Consider the following 18,739-nt stretch of genomic DNA (forward strand, 5'->3'; position numbering starts at 1 on the left):
GATCTGATCGAGGGATGGCTTACGGGAACCCCCGGGGGAAAGACGGAAAATCCCCGCAAGGGGAAAATGCTCGCAGCGGAGCCTTGTCGAGCGCCCCGGCCGAAAAAGAGCCTCGCGTCGCAAAAGGGACTCCTGGCTATACTGATCGCGGGAGCCATCATGATCAAGGGACCGGAATGGGCGCAGCGGATTCTCGACGAAGTGCACAAGACCGTGCTCGGTCAGGACAAGGTCATCGAAAGGCTGCTGATCGCCCTTCTTTCGGGCGGCCATGTCCTGATCGAAGGCATGCCGGGATTGGCGAAGACGCTCCTGGTGAAGAGCCTCTCCGCGGCGGTGGGGGTGCAATTCGAGCGGATTCAGTTTACTCCGGATCTTCTTCCCAGCGATGTCGTCGGAACGATGGTCTTCCAGCCGCAGGAGAGCAGATTCTACCCCCATCTCGGCCCGATTTTTGCCAATATCGTCTTAGCCGATGAAATCAATCGGGCGCCGGCGAAGGTGCAGAGCGCCCTGCTGGAAGCGATGCAAGAGAGACAGGTGACCCTGGGAGGTGCTGCTCACCGCCTCCCCGATCCCTTTCTTGTGCTGGCGACGCAGAATCCCATCGAGCAAGAGGGGACCTATCCCCTGCCGGAGGCGCAAGCGGACCGGTTTCTCTTCAAGGTCCTGGTGGATTATCCGTCGGCAGACGAAGAGCGCTCGATGTTGCGGCTGTGGGGGAGGCTAACGGAGACGCCCGAGGTTTCCGGGGTCTCCTCCGCCGAGGAGATCCGCCAGCTTCGGTCCCAGATCGATCAAGTCTATGTGAGCCCGGCGATCGAACGCTACATCCTGGAGCTGGTGCGGTCGAGCCGGCGCGAGGAGCTCGTTGGCGGCCAAAAGCTTCTTTCCTACGGAGCGTCGCCGCGTGCATCCCTGGCCCTCTTTCTGGCCGGACGCACGATGGCCTGGTTGCGGGGGCACGATTATGTGAGTCCCGGGTTCATCCGGGAGATTTTTCCCGATGTCCTCCGCCACCGGGTCGGCTTGAGCTATGAAGCGGAAGCTCAAGGAATCCAGGTGGGGCGGGTCCTGGATCAATTGCTCGAATGCACCGCGGTCCCCGAGGCGGATCAGGGGGAGGCGTAGAGCGGCCATTTGTGGACTCGCCCAAGGATCTTTCCCGGATTGTCGCGGCATGCGGGCTTTTGCGTCGCCTGGAATGGCGGGTGCGCCGCTCCTCGAGATCCCTCCTCGAAGGCGGCTATCGCTCGGCCTTCCGGGGAAAGGGCATGGAATTCGAGCAAGTGGTTCGTTACGAGTTCGGCGATGACGTGCGGGACATCGATTGGAATGTTACGGCGAGAAAGGGAGAGCCCTATCGCAAGAAGTTCGTGGAAGAGCGTGAGCTCTCGATCCTTCTCCTGGTCGAGGATAGCCCGTCGCTCTGCTTTGGCTCTGAGGGCAGGACCAAGCGGGAGGTGGCCTTGGAGGCTGCCGGCTTTCTGGCGGTGCTCTCTGCCGACAATCGCGATCGCGTAGCCATTCTGCACGTCTACGCCGGCGGCTACGCTCTCTATCCCTCGAAGCGGCAACGCCGCGGAATCCTGGGCTCGCTCTTGCGGCTTTTGAGCAGCCGTCCTCCCGAGCGGTGGCCTCTGCCGGAGCTGGAGATCCCATGGAGAGTGGTGCATTCGGCCTTGGTGCGGGGCGGGATTCTGGTTTGGGTCGGGGATTTTGCGGGAGAGACCAGGCCTGCGGATTGGGCGGGATTGCGATCGAAATTCGAGCTGGTGGGCGTGCGGATCGACGATCCCTGGGAGAGGAGGCTGCCGGACATGGGTGTGGTGGATGTTGTGGATCCGACCTCCGGAGAATTCCTTTCCCTGGACACCTCTTCGCGCGGCGTTCGCCGGCGCCAGGAAGAGTGGCTCCGGGAGCGGGAGCAGCGGTGGAGGGAGCTCTTTCCCTCCACACGATCGGCGTGCGTGCTGAGCACCGACCGTCCGGTCGCCTCGGGGCTCGCGCAATTCCTGCTTGCGCGCAGGCGCGAAATGCCCCTTGCTTAGCCGGGATGGCTCGATTGCGGTGAGGAGCGGATCGGGCATTCCCCTTTCGATCATGGGTCATCTGCGACTGGGACACCCCTTCTTCCTGTTCCTCCTCGCGCTTCTCCCGCTGCTGATCTGGGCGAGAAGCCGAAGGAAATCGCCCGTCTGGATGCTTCCGTTCTCCGGAAGATGGAAAGGCAAAGGCGAGGCTCGATCCGAGAAGGCAGCGATCCTCTGCGCGTACGGAGGGCTCCTGTTGGCGATCTTCGCTCTGGCGCAGCCGCTCAAGGAGATGGGGATCTTTCAGATTCCGCGCGAAGGCTACGACATCCTGCTCGTTCTCGACCTCTCCGGGAGCATGCTGGCCGAGGATTACGAGCGGGGCGGTCGAACGGTGAGCCGGTTCGAGGCGGTCCAGGGCGTGGTGAAGTCTTTTCTGGACAAGCGCGTCGGCGACCGGATCGGCCTGGTGGCCTTTTCCGGGAGGGCGTATACCGTGAGCCCTTTGACCTTTGACCATCGATGGCTCGATCGGCAAATCGATCGATTGGAAGTGGGAATGATCGAGGATGGGACGGCGATCGGGGATGCGGTCGGGCTCGCCCTTACGCGCTTGATCGGAAAAGGAGCGACCGAGGCGGGGAAGAGAAAGGGCAGGTTTTTGATTCTGCTGACCGACGGAGGGAATAATTGCGGAACGCTCTCCCCGGATGAGGCGATCGATCTGGCGGCCCAGAAGAGGGTTCCGATTTTTACGATCGGGGCCGGACGCCTGGGCGATGCGGGCGCTTCGGTCCTTGACGAGGGAGGGCAGACCGTGGGGACGGAAATCGCACCTTCGGACCTCGACGAAGCGCTGCTGCGCCGGATGGCGCAGCAGACCGGCGGGCGCTACTTTCGGGCGCTGGATGAGGGAACGATTCGGGAGGCCTTTGCCGCGATCGATGCGGAAAAGAAGGTTTCCTTCTCTGATCGTCCCGGGCGGATGACGGAAGACCTCTATCCCTACTTCCTGGCACCCGCCCTTCTGCTGTGGGGGCTGGCCCTCTTCCTGGCTCGCCGCCGTCTGCTTGCGTGACGGGGTCGCGATCGGCCGCTGGTTGCTCCTATCGCCCGGCGGAGGGATCTTCGACGACGATCGGCCGCGCTGCTGCCTTGGCGACCGCCCCTTCCGGGAGATAACCGCTCCAGGCCAGGCCCGGATGGATCAGAGACCCTCGGCCGAGGATGGATCCGGGATTGAGGACCGCGTTGCATCCGACCTGTGCGCGGTCTCCCAGGATGGCGCCGAACTTGCGGAGGCCGGTGGAGAAGAGGGTCTGTCCGAGACGGACTCGCACCTCGTCGCCGCGGAGGCGCAGATTCGAGAGGATCGCCCCCGCACCCAGATGGGCGTGAGCTCCCAGGATGGAATCGCCCACGTAGTTGAAGTGAGGAACTTGAGCGCCATTGAAGAGGAGCGCATTCTTGAGCTCGCAAGAATTGCCGAGGACGCAGCGGTTCCCGACGATGACGTCCTGGCGCACGAAGGCTCCCGGTCGAATCGTGCAGCCTTCGCCGATCCAGGCCGGTCCGAGAAGCACGGCTCCAGCCTCGACGACGCATCCTTTTTCGATCCGAACCCGGGGGCCGACCGTGGCTCGCGGAGAGACCTCCCCCAAGATGGCCGGCTCCAGCCGTTCTTCCAAGTAGCGCGCAATGTGAGGCAGCACCTCCCAGACCCGAGTGATTCCCAGGAAGAGAGAGGCGTGGCCCGTCTCGGAGAGATCCAGGAGAGATTCCGGCGCAAAAGGGGAAGACCGTGCGTCCATGGGCGCTCCCTATGAGATTTTTCGACCCTCGGGCAAGCAGAATCGCTCACAACGCGCGACGATCCAGGAAATCCCGTGAGAAAGCCAGGGAAAAACGGGTTGACGAGTGGTAAGAAATGGAGGAAAGTGGAGCGCAACGGGGGAGTGGGTGCCCCGATGAGCGCAAATTATACCGATGCCTTTGAGCATGCCTTCGATGATAAGGGACGGATCACTATCCCCTCGGAATGGAGGCAGGAGGGTTACGAGGCGCGCCTCTTTGCCTTTCCATCCCGTTCGAAGTGTCTCAAGGTCTACCCCGAGAGCTGGCTTGGCCGGCTCCGAGAACGCGTAACCGGCCTATCCTTTCAGGATCCCTTGCGGCAGCAGCTCGAGGCCTTGGCTCGCATCGCTCAGATGGTGGGCTGGGACCAGCAGGGGAGGATGGGGGTCAAGGAGCGCCTGCGTCGCCAGGCCGGGTTGCACCGCGAGGCGGTGCTCGCGGGCTGCTTCGATCATTTTGAAATCTGGAGCGCTGAGGCGTGGCGGGCGCTGCAGCTCGGACCGACGACCTTGGAAGACGTGATGGAAAAGACGGGCTTTTGAGATGTGGAGTGGAGCGGGTGTGGGAAGAAGGGAGAATCATGCGCAATTCTCTGCCGGAAGAGGAGGTCATGGACGGACGGCGACATGAGCCGGTCCTGCGAGGCGAGCTGTTGGAGGCAACTGCACCGAAAGAAGGGGAGCGTTGGATCGACGGCACCTTCGGGTTTGGGGGACATGCGACCGCATTGTTGGAGCGCGGCTGCCTCGTCCTGGCGATGGATCGTGACCCAGAGGCCGCGCAACGGGCGGATCTCCTTCGGAAAGACTGGGGCGATCGGTTTCGCTTCATTCCGGGCAATTTTGCCGCCATGGCAGAGGTTGCCGGAGAGGCCGGTTGGGAGTCGGTGGACGGGGTCCTCCTCGATCTGGGGATCTCGTCGGGACAACTGGACGACCCGTCCAGAGGCTTCAGCTTCCGCTGGGATGCGCCGCTCGACATGCGGATGGATCCATCGGGGATGCGGACCGCGGGCGATCTCTTGCACGAGCTCGATGAGGCGGATCTGGCGCGGCTCTTTGCCGTAGCGACCTACCCGGGTGAGAGCCGGCGGCTGGCTCGTGCCGTGGTGCGCGCTCGCGGAGCACGGCGTCTGCAGACGACGGGGGACCTCGTGGCGGCGATCGGGGCGGCTCGACCGTCCCGGAAACGCATTCATCCGGCGACTCGGGCCTTCCTGGCTCTCCGGATGGCGGTCAACGACGAGCTAGGCTCTCTGGAGCGAGCGTTGCCGGCGGCACTGCGCCTGCTGGGTCCCGGGGGAAGGCTGGCGGTCATCAGCTTCCATTCGGAGGAAGATCGCCGGGTCAAGCAGTTTCTTCGGGAGCACGTGAGGCGAGAGCCCGCGGCGCGATCCGGAGTCGAGGAGAAGCATTCCCCCATGGAGGGGTTTGTGCGGCAGGCGCGGTTCCTTCCCTCGAAAGAGGAGATTGTGAGGAATCCACGCTCGCGGAGCGCCCGCTTACGGGTGGGCTGGAAGGAAAGCAGGAGGGATGGATGAGTGGAAACCAGATGAGGCATCTCGAGCCGTTCCCGTTGAGCACGCTCGGGGGGTGGATTGTTGCGGTTCTGTTTCTCGCGGGAGTCGGCATTGCTTTTCTTTCCTTCAAGAACCAGGTCGCCCGACTCTCCCTCGAAGTCGCGCGTGCGGAAAAGGACCTGAGCCAGTGGAAAAAGCGGAACATGCGGGTGCAGGTGGGGATTGCCCGAGCGAGCTCTGCCGTGGAGCTGGAACGAAGAATCGCCGCTTGGCGCCTCGGCCTGGTCAAGACGAGCGAGCTCGAAGTGGTCCGCATGGAGGAAGGGAAACGTTCTGATGCCCTTGCGGACACGACGAAGAGAGAACGACCACTGCCGTGAAAACCCGTCAACGATCCCTATGGGTCCTGGTCCTGCTCGCCTTCGGCTTCACGGTGGTTTCGCACCGGCTCATCCAGCTCCAGCTCGTCGAGCACCCGAAGTATGCACGGTTGGCGATGCTCAACCACTGCGCCCGAGTCGAGCTTCCGGCCCATCGAGGCATGATCGTCGATGTTCATGGAACTCCGCTCGCTCAGAGCCAGGCCGTCTACGAGGTGCGCCTCGACGGAAAGAACCTCCTCGATCCAGAGAGCGCCCTTCCGAGGCTGGAAAACCTGCTCGGTCTGGAGCCGGGAACGATTTCCCGCAGTTTCCGCCCGGGCGAGAGATATCGGCTGCTGGCGAAGCGGGCGGGGGAGGAAGTCGTTCAGAAGCTGAACGGCTTCGAGCAGGAAAAGCTGCGGGAGTGGCGTGCGCAGGGCAAGAACCCGGAACCCTTCCTTCTTTTCCATGAGGATTTCCTCCGCGTGTATCCCAACGGGCGAGAGGGTGCCGCTCTCGTCGGGCTGATGGACGCGGAAGGCAAGGGAGTTGCGGGAGTCGAGCGCGCCTTTGACCGACAGCTTCGCGGCTCCCCGGGGGAGCGGTGGATTGAAAAGGATGTCCTGGGCAGGGAAATTCCGGTATATCGTGGCTTCAACGCGGCTCCCGTCGACGGCGCGACGGTTCGACTGACCATCGACCTGACGATCCAGCACATTCTGGAGAAAGGACTGGACGATCTCGATCGGGAGTATCGGCCCAAGGCGATCTGCTCGCTCGTGATGCGGCCCTCCACGGGGGAAGTGCTGGCCATGGCCGTCCGGCCGACCTTCGATCCCAACGACGGAGAGCATGTGCGGCCGGAGCTGCTTCGCAACCGGTGCCTGACCGATCCTGTGGAGCCCGGCTCCATCTTCAAGATCGTCACGCTCGCGGGCGTCTTGGAAGAAAAGCAGGTGACTCTCAACTCGCTTCTCAACTGCGAGAATGGTGCGTTTTCCTACGCCGGGTACGTATTGCACGACAGCCATCCCTATGGGACCCTCACCGTTCGGGAAGTGACCGCCAAATCGAGCAACATCGGTTTCGCCAAGCTGGGGATCGGCCTGGGTTCGGCCCGGCTCTATCGCTTCGCCCGCGCTTTTGGGATCGGCTCCCCCACGGGGATCTTGCCATCGCAGGGAGAGTCGGGGGGGCTCCTCCGTCCTCCGTGGCAGTGGTCGAAGCTTTCCATCAGCCGGATTCCCATGGGACAGGAGGTGATGGTCACCCCGATCCAGATGACGCAGGCGATGGCGGTCATCGCCAATGGGGGGCTTTTCATGAAGCCCCAGCTGGTCCGGGGGTGGATCTCCCCCGAAGGCAGGCCCACCGCGTACGTCGCGCCACAGCAGGTGCGCCGCGTCATTTCGGAGAAGACGGCGCGCTGGGTCTCGCTCGCCCTCGCCAGCGTGGTCGCCAAAGGGGGTACCGGGACGAAGGCGGCCGTGCCCGGCTATACGGTGGCGGGAAAGACAGGGACAGCGCAAAAGGCGGTCGGCGGGAGCTACGGTCACAACCGTTACGTCTCTTCTTTCATCGGCTATCTGCCGGAGGAGGATCCCCAGTTCGTGCTCCTCATCATGGTGGATGAGCCCAAAGGGGGACACTACTACGGCGGAGAGGTGGCCGCCCCCGCGTTCAGCTCGATGGCTGCCCAGATTGCCGAAGCCTTGGGTGTCGTGCCCAGGAGCGCGCCGGCACGGGCGGCACACGTAGGATCGTTGTGACGCTGCGGGACCTGCTGGTTGCTGTCGAGCCTTGCGAGGTGGCAGGGAAGGCGGATCCCTTGGTTCTCGGTCTCTGCTACGATTCGCGGATCGCAAAGCCCGGAGATCTGTTTTTTGCTTGGCAGGGTTCAAAGGTTGACGGACATCAGTTCCTCGCGGATGTGATGCGCAAGGGAGTGGTCGCCATCGTGGGGGAAAGGAATCCAGCGACGCTCTCCCTCAGTATCCCCTACGTTCGCGTCGACAACGCACGCGAGGCGCTGGCTCGGATGGCGGATCGCTTTTTTGGCCATCCGAGCGGCTCGATGGAGCTCGTGGGCATTACGGGGACAAACGGAAAGACGACGACCGCTTTCCTCATCCATCATATTCTCGAATCGATGGGCCGAAAGACCGGTCTCCTCGGCACGGTTCGCTATTCGCTTGGGGGCCGGACCCTGCCGGCGCGCCGGACCACACCCGAAGGAAGCGACTTGCAGAAGCTGCTCGCCGAAATGCGGGAGATTGGTTGCCGGGCCGCCGTCCTGGAGGTGTCTTCCCACGCGCTGGCGCAGGGGAGGGTGGCCGGTCTGGATTTCGCGGTCGGAGTCTTCACCAACCTGAGCTCGGACCATCTGGATTTCCACGGGAGCCTCCAAAGCTACGGAGCGGCCAAGGCGTTGCTCTTCGAGCAGCTCGCCGCTTCGGACGACCCTGCAGCCGCGGTGCTCAACGCGGACGATCCCGCTTGGCGCGCCCTTGGTTCGAGCGCTCGACGGCCGAAGAGGATGTTCTTCTACAGCATGCGGGGTGCGCCCGAAGCCGATTTCCGGGCAAAGGACCTTCGCATGGACGCTTCCGGAAGCTCCTTTCTCTTGACTTATCCAGGGGGATCCCTTTCCGTCGCCATTCCGCTGCTGGGATCCTTCAATGTCGAAAACGCGTTGGGTGCCTTTGCCACCGCATTTGCTCTTGGCGTCTCTCCCCACGAGAGCGCCGGGGTGCTGGCGAGCTTTCCTGGGGTGCCGGGCCGGATGGAACGTTTCTGCTCCGCCGACGGAGTGGTCGCCGTGGTCGATTATGCCCATACGGAGGACGCGCTGCGGAAGACGCTGGCGGTTCTCCGGGAGCTGGCTCCGAAACGGCTCGGGCTCGTCGTCGGCTGCGGAGGAGACCGGGACCGGACAAAGCGGCCGAAGATGGCTGCCGCGGCCTGCAAGCTGGCCGATCGGGTGTTCTTCACCTCCGACAATCCACGAAGCGAATCGATCGAGCGGATCTTCGCGGACATGTCGGAAGGGGTTCCTGCCGGTCGTCACCCGGTCTGGATCCCGGATCGTCGGCTCGCGATCGAGCAGGCTCTGTGCGGGGCCGAACCGGGCGACCTGGTCTGTGTCGCCGGCAAGGGACATGAAACGACGCAGGAGGTGCAAGGCGTCTTCCATCCCTTCGACGATCGGAGCTTGGTAAGCAAGGTCTTGTCGGCGAGAGGATAGAACCATATGGAGCCTTGCTCTCTTGGGAGGATCGAGGAGTGGAGCGGCGGATGCCGCAAGCGCGGAGATGCGGGAATCATGCTTTCGCGGGTGCATACCGACTCGCGGACCGTTCAGCCCGGCGACTGTTTCTGGGCTCTTTCGGGAGCAAGCTTCGATGGCCATGATTTCGTAGAGGAGGCCTTTCGCCGAGGCGCTCGCGCGGCCGTCGTCGCTCGGCCGATCGATGGTCTTTCGGTTCCCGCCGATGCGGGCCTCGTGGTCGTCGCGGACACGCTGGCGGCCCTGCAGCAGTTCGCCCATCGGTACCGCCGCGCTCTCCCCGCAAAAATTGTTGCGGTGAGCGGCAGCAGCGGGAAGACGACGACCAAGGAGCTGATCCTGAACGTCTTGAGGAGCCGCTTTCCCGTGATCGGAAACGCGGGGAATCGAAATAATCAAATCGGCTTGCCCTTGGCGATTCTCGATTTTCCCCCGGAGATCGCCTTCGGCATCCTCGAAATGGGAACGAACCATCCCGGGGAAATCGCTTGCCTTGCCGCCATTGCCGCTCCGGACATCGGCGTTCTCACGAACATCGGCTTGGCCCATATCGGATTTTTCGGAAGCGATGAGGCCATTGCCGAGGAGAAGACCGCCCTTTTGGCGGCTCTCCCTCCGGACGGATGGGCCGTTCTCCCAGATGGGGACCCATGGATTCGCCGCAGGGTCGGTCGCTGCCGGGCGAGGGTGCTCTGGGTCGGCTCAGGCCCCGAGGCATCTTGGCGGGCGCGGCAAATCAAGATGCGGGAAGCCGGGATCCACTTCCTGCTTCAAGGGGATGGGGAGGAGTTGCCGGTGCAGCTGCGGACGGCCTCCCGGGCGGTCGTCACGGACGCTCTGCTGGCGGCGGGAGTGGGAAGCTTGGCCGGGTTGCCGGCCCGGGAGATCGCTCAGGCATTGGAAGGTGCGGTCTACCCGGGACATCGAATGGAGATTCGCACTCTTCCGGATGGTTGGGTCATCGATGACAGCTACAACGCCAATCCGGATTCGGCGCTGGCGGCCCTCCAAGCCCTGATGGAATTTCCGAAGGGCGAGCGCAAAGGGGCCGTCCTCGGCTCCATGGGAGAGCTCGGGGCCCAATCAACCGAGCTGCATGAACGATTGGGACGAAGCGCGGGTGAGCTGCCGATCGCGTTTCTGATTGCGGTGGGACCCGAGGCGGAAAGCCTGGCTCGAGGAGCGGCGGCCGGAGGCCTTCCGGAGGAACGGATCTGCCGATGCGCTACCGCCGACGAGGCGGTGCGGGAGTTACACGCCTTGCGGCGGGCGGGCGATGTGATCTTGGTGAAAGGCTCCCGATTTCTTGGGCTCGAGCGCGTGGTGGAAGCGCTGATGTAGCGGTGGCGAAGAAGAACGATGAGGGAACGGGAGGCGACCGCAAGGGCGGAACGAAAGGAGTTTCGAGGTGCTCTACTACCTACACTTGCTCTCAGGAAGCTTTATCGGGTTTAATGTATTCCGCTACATCACGTTCCGATCGGTCGGCGCGGCGCTGACGGCTCTCTTCATCTCTTGGATCTTCGGGCGTCCCACGATCGGCATGCTCCGGCGCCTCAAGATGGGTCAGCCGATTCGAGGGAAGGAAGAAGTGAGGCATTTGGCCGATCTGCACGGAGCCAAGGCGGGAACCCCCACGATGGGAGGATTGCTGATTCTCTCGGCACTCCTCGGAAGCTGTCTGCTCTGGGCCGTCCCAACGAATCGCTTTCTCTGGATCTGCCTCGGCGGGACAACCGCGCTCGGGGCTCTGGGCTTCTGGGACGACTATCTCAAGGTGGTGCAGAAAAAGTCGGCCGGCATTCCTGGACGCGTCAAGCTCCTGGTCCAGGCTGCCGTCGCGCTGGTCGCCGGCGTGCTCCTCCTCGGGAATCCCGAGACGGGACGGGAAGCGAGCAAGGTAGCGGTGCCGTTCTTGAAATCGATCTCTCGAATCGAGCTCGGATGGGCGGCCTTGCCCTTCTTCCTTCTCGTCGTGATGGGCTCCTCGAATGCGGTGAATCTCACCGACGGCCTCGACGGGCTGGCGATCGGCTGCTCGATCGGAGTCGCACTCGTCTTCGCCGTCTTCTCCTACGTGGCTGGGCGTCCGGATTGGAGCTCCTACCTCTTCGTGCCCCATGTGCGGGGTGCGGACGAGCTGGCCGTCTTCTGCGCGGCGCTTCTCGGAGCCAGCATCGGATTCCTCTGGTACAACTGCCATCCGGCCGAAGTCTTCATGGGCGACACCGGTTCCTTGGCGCTCGGCGGGGCTTTCGGACTGCTCTCGATTTCGATCGGACAAGAGCTTCTCCTGGTCGTCGCCGGCGGCATCTTCGTGCTCGAGGCGCTTTCGGTCATGATCCAGGTCGCGTCGTTTCGATTGACCGGAAAGAGGGTATTCGCCATGGCCCCCTTGCATCACCACTTCGAGCTCAAGGGCTGGGGAGAATCGAGGGTGACGGTCCGTTTCTGGATATTGAGCCTGCTTTGCGGGCTTCTGGCTCTTTCGAGCCTGAAGTTGAGGTGAGGGCATCCGAGGAGAAAACGGCGAATGAGAAGGAAAGTTCGATCGTCGGCCAGGGTGCTGCGCTGGAAGGCTTCGGGTCTCCCGAGCGGAGTGGCGGCAGCTCCCTCCCCGGGAGCATCGGATCTCGTGCAGCAAGAGCTCCCGCTCAAGGAAAGTACGGCGGGACTGCGGGTGATCACGGTCATCCTCGCCGTCATGCTCCTTCACGTGCTCTTCATCGGAGGCATCGCCCTCTACAATCTCCTGGGCGGGGGAGGAAAATCGGCTCGAGGCGGAAGCGCGGGACCGAAGAGCCCGGCGGTCCTCGATGAGTCGCGCGAGCGACCGGTGCAAAAGCCGCGGGAGGAAGTGTCGGCAACGGTCGCGCCCCCGTCCTCGCCCTCCGTGCGTTCCCGCCGGGGCGGAGGGAAGGGGCAGGGCGAGGCTTCTCCGTTGTCGAACGCCGAGGAGACGGGGCGGAAGAAGGGAGGCAAGAGGCGGCTCCGGCGGGTCTCCGCCGAAGAGGACGGGGAGGAAGCCAACCCCTCGAAGATGGCTCCTGCGAACCGGCAGCGGACGGAGGAAGCTCGCGATGCGGCGCAGACGTCCTTGCCTGCCCGATTGCAGGACCCGTCGGCGGAGCCGTCCGCTTCCGCTGCGGGTGGTTCCGGCGTTTACCACGTGGTCCGCGGCGATACCCTCTGGCGGATCGCTCGCCGCTTCCACGTCGGGCTCGACGATCTGATGACCCTCAACCGGCTGACTCTCGCCAGCAAGCTCCACATCGGACAGGAGCTTCGGATCCCTGCGGCGAAGGCGAGCCGTGCTCGCCGCAGCGGCGAAGCTGCGGGCGGATAAGGGACGGGAAGGGGGACGAAAGGATAAGGGGGTGAGGGAAAGAAAGCTTCACCGCTGGGTCGGATACGCGCTGATCCTCGTTGCCTTCGCGCTCATGGGACTCGGCTTGATCGCCCTGTACAGTGCGGCCGGTCGCTTCGTGGGCGAGAGGGATACCTCGCTCCTTCCCCTGGTCGAGAGGCAGCTCTGCTGGATCGGGATGGGGATCGGTGCGGGTGCGCTCCTGACGCGCATCGACTATCATTGGTTCTTGAAGCATTCCTGGGCGCTGCTCGGCGTCGGGCTCTTTCTCCTCGTGCTCTGCTTTCTTCCCGGAGTTGGCCATACCGTGCACGGATCCTCCCGCTGGATCTCCCTTGGTCCTTTGACCTTGCAACCCTCGGAGCTCATCAAATGGTTCCTCTGCCTCTTCGCCGCGGCACAGTTAGGCAAGCCGGTTCGCCGGCCAGGGGAGAGATGGCGGCGCTACGCGGCGGTCCTGGCCGTGACGGTGGCATTCGCCGGGCTGCTGCTCCTTGCCCGCGATCTGGGAAGTGCGGCTCTTTACCTCGCCCTGGCCATGGTAGTTCTGGTAATTGGGGGGATGCCGCTCTGGCTCATTGGACCGGGCTGCCTGACGGCCGCAGGCGTGATTCTCGGAGTGGCTTTGAGCATTCCTGAGCGGAGGGCTCGATTGCTCGCCTTCTGGAACATGGATAGCGATAAGCAGGGCAAGGCCTATCAGGTCTGGCAGGCGCTCGTGGCTCTCGGCTCCGGAGGGGTCACGGGCCTTGGGTTGGGGAACAGCCGGCAGAAGATGTATTATCTCCCGGAAGCCACGACCGATTTCATCTTTCCGATTCTTGGGGAAGAGCTCGGACTTTGGGTAACGCTGGGCGTGGTGCTGGCCTACCTTGTGCTTGCCCTCTGTGGGGGGTGGATCGCGCTTTTCGCTCCCGACGGCGAAGGCCTCTTGCTTGGCATGGGGCTGGTCACGCTGATCGCCGTCCAGGCAATCGCGAACCTGGGAGTCGTTACGGGCCTCCTGCCGAACAAAGGCCTCCCTTTACCCTTCATCAGCTATGGCGGCTCGAATATCCTCTTTTGCCTGATGGCGCTGGGCACCCTTCTCAACATCCATCGGCAGGGAGGGAAAGGATCGGCCTTTTCGGTGGAGTCCCAAGGCGCGCAGCGCAGCGTCCGACTATGAGCAAGCAACGCGTCGTCATCGCCTGTGGCGGCACGGGCGGGCACCTCTTGCCGGGCCTTGCCGTCGCCGAAGAATTGCGGCGACGGGGCAAGGAGATTTGCCTGCTTCTTTCCGAAAAGCGAATCGACCGGACTGCCTTGGAGGGAGAGGGTGACTTCCCTTGGGAAACCCTTCCGACCATGGGATGGCCCGGAGCCCTTTCGGCGAGAACGCCGGCATTTTTTGGGAAGCTCGCGCTCAGCTGGTGGAACTGCCGGGCTCTCTTCCGCCGGTTGGCCCCGGAGGCGGTTCTCGGGATGGGGGGCTTTTTGAGCGCAGTCCCCATTCTGATCGCCAGGGGGCAGCGCATCCCGACCTTGCTTCACGAATCGAACGCCGTCCCCGGCCTGGTCACCCGCCTCTTTTGTCGCAAGGTCGACCGGCTCCTCCTCGGTTTCGAGGGCTGTCAGGAGCGTTTGCCGGGAGTCCCCTCGGTCGTGACGGGAACTCCGCTTCGCGCGAGGCTCCAGAGGGTTCCACGGGGCGAGGCGGCGGAGGCGCTCGGGCTTGCGTCCAATTGCTCGACCATTCTTGTCCTGGGGGGGAGCCAGGGCGCGCGGGCCTTGAATCGTCTCTTGCGAGAAGCGGCACCCGCCTTGGCCCAGGCCGTGAACCCGGTCCAGATTCTCCATCTTTCCGGTCCGGCGGAGCGCGAGGCTTGCTTGTCGGCCTACCGGGCACAGCGGATTCCCGCGCTCGTCGAGGGCTTCTCCCATCGAATGGATCTCTTTTACAGCCTGGCGGATGTCGCGGTGGCTCGCTCCGGAGCCGCAACCCTGGCGGAAGTCGCCTTCTATGGCCTGCCGACCATCCTTGTCCCCTTTCCCTTCGCCGCCGACGATCATCAACGCATCAACGCGAAAGCTTTCGTGGCGGCGGGAGCGAGTTTGGCCTACGATCAGGCCGCTTTGTCCGGAGAGACGTTGGCCCAGGCGCTCGGGGAGATCTTGAGCGACGAGAGGAGGCGGCGAGCGATGGGCGCCGCGGCGGCGGGCTTGGCGCGACCGGACGCGGCCAGGATGGTCGCGGAGGAGGTGGAGCAATGCATGCAACAGTGACGGGTTCCTGGACCGGCTGCCTGAGCCGGCCGGCCCGAATTCATCTTGTCGGCGTGGCGGGCTCCGGGGTGGGGCCGCTCGCCCGCCTCCTGCTGCTTCAGGGACATCATGTCTCCGGATCGGATCGGCGCAGGACTCCCGCCGTCGCGGATCTCGAGGGGCTGGGACTGCACTTCTCCTTCGGTCACGACGGTGATCTTCCCGATGGGGTCGAGCTTCTGGTCTATTCGTCGGCCGTTCGGGAGGACAACCCCGAGCGCCGGGTTGCCGCCGCCCGGGGGATTCCGACCGCGCGAAGAGCCGATCTGCTCCAGGAGCTTTGCCGGGCGAAGAAGTCCATCGTCATTGCGGGAATGCACGGAAAGACGACGACGACGGCCCTCCTCGCCCACATCCTGCGCCGGAGCGGATGGGAGCCCTCCTACTACGTCGGAGGCGATGCGCCTGTTCTGGGCGCGAGCTCGGATTGGGGCCGAGGGGACTATATGGTCGTCGAGGGCGACGAGAGCGACGGCACGCTCGCTTCCTTTGAGCCCTCGCATGCCGTGCTGTTGAACGTGGAGGAGGAGCATCTGGATTTTTATCCGGGCATGGAAGCCATCCTCAATGTCTTTGCGGCCTTCCTCGACCGCTGCGTGGGCAAGATCGTCTATTGCTCGGATGATCGGCATGCTTCGGCGCTTTGCGCCCGGCGAAGGAATGCGGTGAGCTACGGCCTGGGCTCCGAGGGTCGGTACCGCGCCGAGCGGGTCGAGCTAGGGCCCTTCGAGAGCACGTTTCTCCTGGTCGTCGGCGGAGAGCCGCTCGGCGAGGTCCGCGTGCCGCTCCCGGGAAGGCAAAATGTCCAGAACGCTCTGGCCGGAATCGCCCTGAGCCTGGAGCTCGGGCTTCCTTTTGCCGATATTGCTCTGGCCATGGCGGGCTTCCGGGGCGTCAAGCGGCGCTTCGAGGTGCTCTTCGCCGGCCCTTCTTTTCTGGTTGTCGATGACTACGCGCATCATCCCACGGAGATTCGCGCCACGCTTGCTGCCGCCCGGGGGGCAGGCCGGCAGCGGGTGGTGGCCCTTTTTCAGCCCCATCGCTATTCCCGGGCGCATGGGCTAAAACGGGAATTCGCGACGGCCTTTCGAGGGGCGGATCTGGTCCTGGTAACGGATATCTATGGCGCGGGTGAGCCGCCGATCGAAGGGGTAAGCTCGGAGCGGCTGGCGCGAATGATCGCCGAGGGCAGCGCAGTGCAGGCGCTCTCGGCCCGCAGCGTCTCGGAGGCCAAGAAGGTAGCGGCCGCGAGCCTCCGCCCGGGCGACCTCTTCCTGGCGCTGGGAGCCGGCGATGTGCACCGGGTGGCTCGAGCGCTCGCTACGCAATGCTCCCTTTACGAGGAGCTGCGGCGATCCCTTTCGCCATCGGCTCTGCTCTCCCTCTCGGAAAGCCTGGGCGCTCATACGGCCTCCGGTTTGGGAGGGCCTGCAGAACTCTGGTGTGAGCCGGCAAGCCGGGAAGACCTCTGTCGCGCAGTTGAGCTTGCCGATCGCCAGAGGCTACCCCTCACGGTCATCGGCAGCGGTGCGGGCTGCTTGATTGGCGATGGAGGGGTGCGCGGCCTCTGCGTGAGCCTGCGCCATCCTGCCTTCTGCCAAGTGATCGCCGACTCGGGACCGGGACGGGTCACGGTCGGTGGCGGGGCTCTCCTGGGTCAAGTCGCCACCGAAACCGCTCGCCAAGGAGTAGAGGGATTTTCCTTTCTCGCGGACGCCACTGGCACGATCGGCGCTTTGCTGGCCCGTGGGGCGTGCGCGCTGAAGCAGCGCCTCCTCGATCGCCTCGAGGAGGTGGTTCTGGTCGATCGAAAGGGAGAGTGGCGGACCCTTTGTCGAGGGGAAAGCGATGCCTGGCCGGAAGACGGAGCCTGGGGCCCGCTCGGCATCATTGTCGGCATGAAGCTGCGGCCCATTCCTTTCCGGAAGGGGGAAGCTCCTTGGGCGCCGCTTTCGGACTCCGGGAGGGATGCGGCTTTCGGGATGAGCGACCGCTGGCTCGACCGAGTCTTCCGGGATCCGGGGGGAGAGGGGATTCGCCAGCTTTGGAAGGGATTGGGCCCGGATCCGATCGAGATCGGAGGGGCTTGGAGCGAGCCGTTGGTTCCGAACCGGATTTGGTTGCGGGAGGGAGCGAGGACCGCGGATGTGCTCGCCCTCGTGGAGGAAATTCGAAAGCGCTTGCGGGAAGGGAATGGTGTCGAGCTGGTTCCCGACCTTGTCATCGTCGGAGAGGAGGAGTGGTGAACCAGGAGCTTCGGGTGGCGATACTGGAAGGGGGTCCTTCGCACGAAAGGGAAGTTTCCTTGCGAACGGGAGAGGCCGTGACGGCCGCTTTGCGGCAATTGGGCTACCCGGTCGAGGAGATCGATCCGCGGGATGGGGACGTCCTCCTTCCGGAAGGCACCGACATCGTCTTTCTCTGCTTGCATGGAACCTTCGGGGAGGACGGACAGGTCCAGAGGCTGCTCCTGCGACGGGGGCTCCCGTTCACGGGCAGCGGTGCCGACGCGAGCGAGCGGGCCTTCGATAAGTCGTGGAGCAAGGAAATCTTCCGAAAAGCCGGCGTTCCCACTCCGGATTGGACCCTGGCGCGCTCATCGGTCGAGCTCCCGCTTGCCCTTCCTTTCGTGATCAAGCCGGCGCGGCAGGGGTCGAGCATCGGGGTCAGCCGGGTTTTCGAGGAGAAGGACTATCCGGAAGCCCTCGCGCGGGCGACGGCCGAAGATCATCTCGTGGTGGCGGAAGCCTATATCGAGGGACGAGAGCTCACAGTGGGCATCCTGGGGGAAAACGTCCTGCCGATCGTCGAGATCCGGCCCAAGGCGGGCTTTTACGATTACCGCAACAAGTACACATCCGGGGCTAGCGAATATCTCTGTCCGGCCCCTCTCCCGTCCGACGCGGCCCAATCGGTCGCCGCAATCGCCCGCGCTGCCTATCGATCGCTCGGTTGCTCGGTCTACGGGAGGGTGGATGTGCTTCTGGACGGAGCCGGGAATCCCTGGGTTCTGGAGGTGAACACGATTCCCGGAATGACGGAGACCAGCCTCTTCCCGAAAGCGGCCCAGGCGGCCGGAATCGACTTTCCGCAGCTCTGCGAAGAGGTCCTCCAGCTTTCGTGGATCGAACGGAACCGTCAATCGAGATGAACCACTTCCGCAAGCCCAACCGGAGAAGGCCCTCGACCCGGAGCGTCCTGCAGACGAAGGCGGGAGCGCAGCAGCGAAGGCGACTCTTCCTGCGGCGCATCGCCTCGCTTGTGCTGATCCTGGCAGGCCTGGTCAGCATCGCCGGCGGGGGTTACTACGTGGGAACCCGATTGGCGCTCCCGTTTTTGTCGACAGACTCGCGCTTTGCCTTGCAGGAAGTCGTGCTCGAGGGCACCGAACGCCTTCCTCGCAAGGAGATCCTGGCCGCTTCCGGGCTGCGCCTGGGTCAAAACCTGCTGAGCATCTCGCTGCCGGAAGTCTACAAGGCCGTTTCGTCGCTCCCCTATGTGCAGCGAGCGTCGGTTCGCCGGGAGCTTCCCAATCGCATTGAGATTACCATTGAGGAGCGGGTCCCGCTCGCAAAAGTCTGGACCAAGGCCAAGCGATTTTCCGGCCAGAGCTTGTGCGTCGATTTCCAAGGGGTGGTCTTCGTAGCGCGCAGGGGTGAGGTCGTTGCCCTTCTCCCCGAGCTCGAAGGCGTGCCGTCCGATGATCTGGAGATCGGGAATCGGTTGCATACACCGGAATGTCGGGCGGCGCTGCACCTGCTCCGCCTGTTGCAAGGGACCCCTTCCTTGCGCAATCTCCTGGATCCGGCGAGCCTCGACGTCTCGGGTCATCTCTGCCTGAGGGTTGTCACCCGAGATGGGGTGGGCATCGTCTTGCGTCTGGACCATCTGGAGAGACAGATGAAGAGGCTGCAAAAGATTTATGTTTTTTCGCAGAGCCGCGGTCGCAAGGTGGCTTCCGTCGATCTGACGCCGGAGCAGAATGTTCCGGTGATTTTCGAGTATTAGGAGAGC

17 protein-coding genes are annotated in these 18,739 nt (G+C 63.9%); 16 read left to right on the forward strand and 1 reads right to left on the reverse strand.

The features are described 5' to 3' along the window. Positions 1-159 precede the first annotated feature (159 nt). From MacB4_RS09820 to MacB4_RS09830, 3 genes are all read left to right on the forward strand, one after another. The gene (locus MacB4_RS09820; protein ID WP_206863645.1) at positions 160-1,131 is read left to right on the forward strand and encodes a MoxR family ATPase; all 972 of its coding nucleotides are present in this window, start codon (positions 160-162) and stop codon (positions 1,129-1,131) included. 143 nt (positions 1,132-1,274) lie between these two features. After that, positions 1,275-2,051, forward strand: a complete 777-nt coding sequence (locus tag MacB4_RS09825; protein ID WP_242529229.1) for a DUF58 domain-containing protein — start codon at positions 1,275-1,277, stop codon at positions 2,049-2,051. A 19-nt stretch (positions 2,052-2,070) separates the two neighbouring features. Next, a complete protein-coding gene (locus tag MacB4_RS09830) occupies positions 2,071-3,111 on the forward strand; it encodes a VWA domain-containing protein (RefSeq protein ID WP_242529230.1) in 1,041 nt (346 codons plus the stop codon). Between the two features lie 28 nt (positions 3,112-3,139). Here the strand turns inward: MacB4_RS09830 and MacB4_RS09835 are convergent, their stop codons facing one another. Beyond that, positions 3,140-3,844, reverse strand: coding sequence for a UDP-N-acetylglucosamine diphosphorylase (locus MacB4_RS09835; protein WP_206863647.1), 705 nt, complete (start codon positions 3,842-3,844; stop codon positions 3,140-3,142). A gap of 156 nt (positions 3,845-4,000) precedes the next feature. Here MacB4_RS09835 and MacB4_RS09840 point away from each other — a divergent pair, with 156 nt between their 5' ends. From MacB4_RS09840 to MacB4_RS09900, 13 genes are all read left to right on the forward strand, one after another. Continuing rightward, entirely contained in the window at positions 4,001-4,429 is a 429-nt protein-coding gene (locus MacB4_RS09840) for a division/cell wall cluster transcriptional repressor MraZ (protein WP_206863648.1), read from the forward strand. Positions 4,430-4,467: 38 nt separating this feature from the next. Then, positions 4,468-5,427: a 16S rRNA (cytosine(1402)-N(4))-methyltransferase RsmH gene (gene rsmH / locus MacB4_RS09845; RefSeq protein ID WP_206863649.1), complete on the forward strand. Its 960-nt coding sequence runs from the start codon at positions 4,468-4,470 to the stop codon at positions 5,425-5,427. 11 nt (positions 5,428-5,438) lie between these two features. Continuing rightward, the gene (locus MacB4_RS09850; protein ID WP_206863650.1) at positions 5,439-5,786 is read left to right on the forward strand and encodes a hypothetical protein; all 348 of its coding nucleotides are present in this window, start codon (positions 5,439-5,441) and stop codon (positions 5,784-5,786) included. Beyond that, complete coding sequence (locus MacB4_RS09855; protein WP_206863651.1) at positions 5,783-7,537, forward strand: penicillin-binding protein 2; 1,755 nt, start codon at positions 5,783-5,785, stop codon at positions 7,535-7,537. The genes MacB4_RS09850 and MacB4_RS09855 overlap by 4 nt, the downstream gene beginning before the upstream one ends. Continuing rightward, complete coding sequence (locus MacB4_RS09860) at positions 7,534-9,012, forward strand: UDP-N-acetylmuramoyl-L-alanyl-D-glutamate--2,6-diaminopimelate ligase (RefSeq protein WP_206863652.1); 1,479 nt, start codon at positions 7,534-7,536, stop codon at positions 9,010-9,012. Before MacB4_RS09855 ends, MacB4_RS09860 begins: the two co-directional genes overlap by 4 nt. 6 nt (positions 9,013-9,018) lie before the next feature. Then, complete coding sequence (gene murF / locus MacB4_RS09865) at positions 9,019-10,395, forward strand: UDP-N-acetylmuramoyl-tripeptide--D-alanyl-D-alanine ligase (RefSeq protein ID WP_206863653.1); 1,377 nt, start codon at positions 9,019-9,021, stop codon at positions 10,393-10,395. Positions 10,396-10,462: 67 nt separating this feature from the next. Next, complete coding sequence (gene mraY / locus MacB4_RS09870) at positions 10,463-11,563, forward strand: phospho-N-acetylmuramoyl-pentapeptide-transferase (RefSeq protein WP_206863654.1); 1,101 nt, start codon at positions 10,463-10,465, stop codon at positions 11,561-11,563. Between the two features lie 24 nt (positions 11,564-11,587). Then, positions 11,588-12,400: a LysM domain-containing protein gene (locus MacB4_RS09875; RefSeq protein WP_206863655.1), complete on the forward strand. Its 813-nt coding sequence runs from the start codon at positions 11,588-11,590 to the stop codon at positions 12,398-12,400. Between the two features lie 31 nt (positions 12,401-12,431). Then, positions 12,432-13,589, forward strand: a complete 1,158-nt coding sequence (locus MacB4_RS09880) for an FtsW/RodA/SpoVE family cell cycle protein (protein WP_206863656.1) — start codon at positions 12,432-12,434, stop codon at positions 13,587-13,589. Further along, positions 13,586-14,686, forward strand: coding sequence for an undecaprenyldiphospho-muramoylpentapeptide beta-N-acetylglucosaminyltransferase (murG, locus tag MacB4_RS09885; RefSeq protein WP_206863657.1), 1,101 nt, complete (start codon positions 13,586-13,588; stop codon positions 14,684-14,686). The genes MacB4_RS09880 and murG overlap by 4 nt, the downstream gene beginning before the upstream one ends. After that, positions 14,671-16,971: a UDP-N-acetylmuramate--L-alanine ligase gene (gene murC, locus MacB4_RS09890; protein ID WP_206863658.1), complete on the forward strand. Its 2,301-nt coding sequence runs from the start codon at positions 14,671-14,673 to the stop codon at positions 16,969-16,971. Before murG ends, murC begins: the two co-directional genes overlap by 16 nt. After that, positions 16,968-17,876 carry a D-alanine--D-alanine ligase gene (locus MacB4_RS09895; protein ID WP_206863659.1) on the forward strand — a complete coding sequence of 303 codons (909 nt, stop codon included), beginning with the start codon at positions 16,968-16,970 and terminating at the stop codon, positions 17,874-17,876. Before murC ends, MacB4_RS09895 begins: the two co-directional genes overlap by 4 nt. Continuing rightward, a complete protein-coding gene (locus MacB4_RS09900) occupies positions 17,873-18,733 on the forward strand; it encodes a cell division protein FtsQ/DivIB (protein WP_206863660.1) in 861 nt (286 codons plus the stop codon). The genes MacB4_RS09895 and MacB4_RS09900 overlap by 4 nt, the downstream gene beginning before the upstream one ends. The last annotated feature ends 6 nt before the right edge of the window (positions 18,734-18,739 follow it).

The sequence above is a fragment of the Methylacidimicrobium sp. B4 genome (assembly GCF_017310545.1).
Classification (GTDB): domain Bacteria; phylum Verrucomicrobiota; class Verrucomicrobiia; order Methylacidiphilales; family Methylacidiphilaceae; genus Methylacidimicrobium.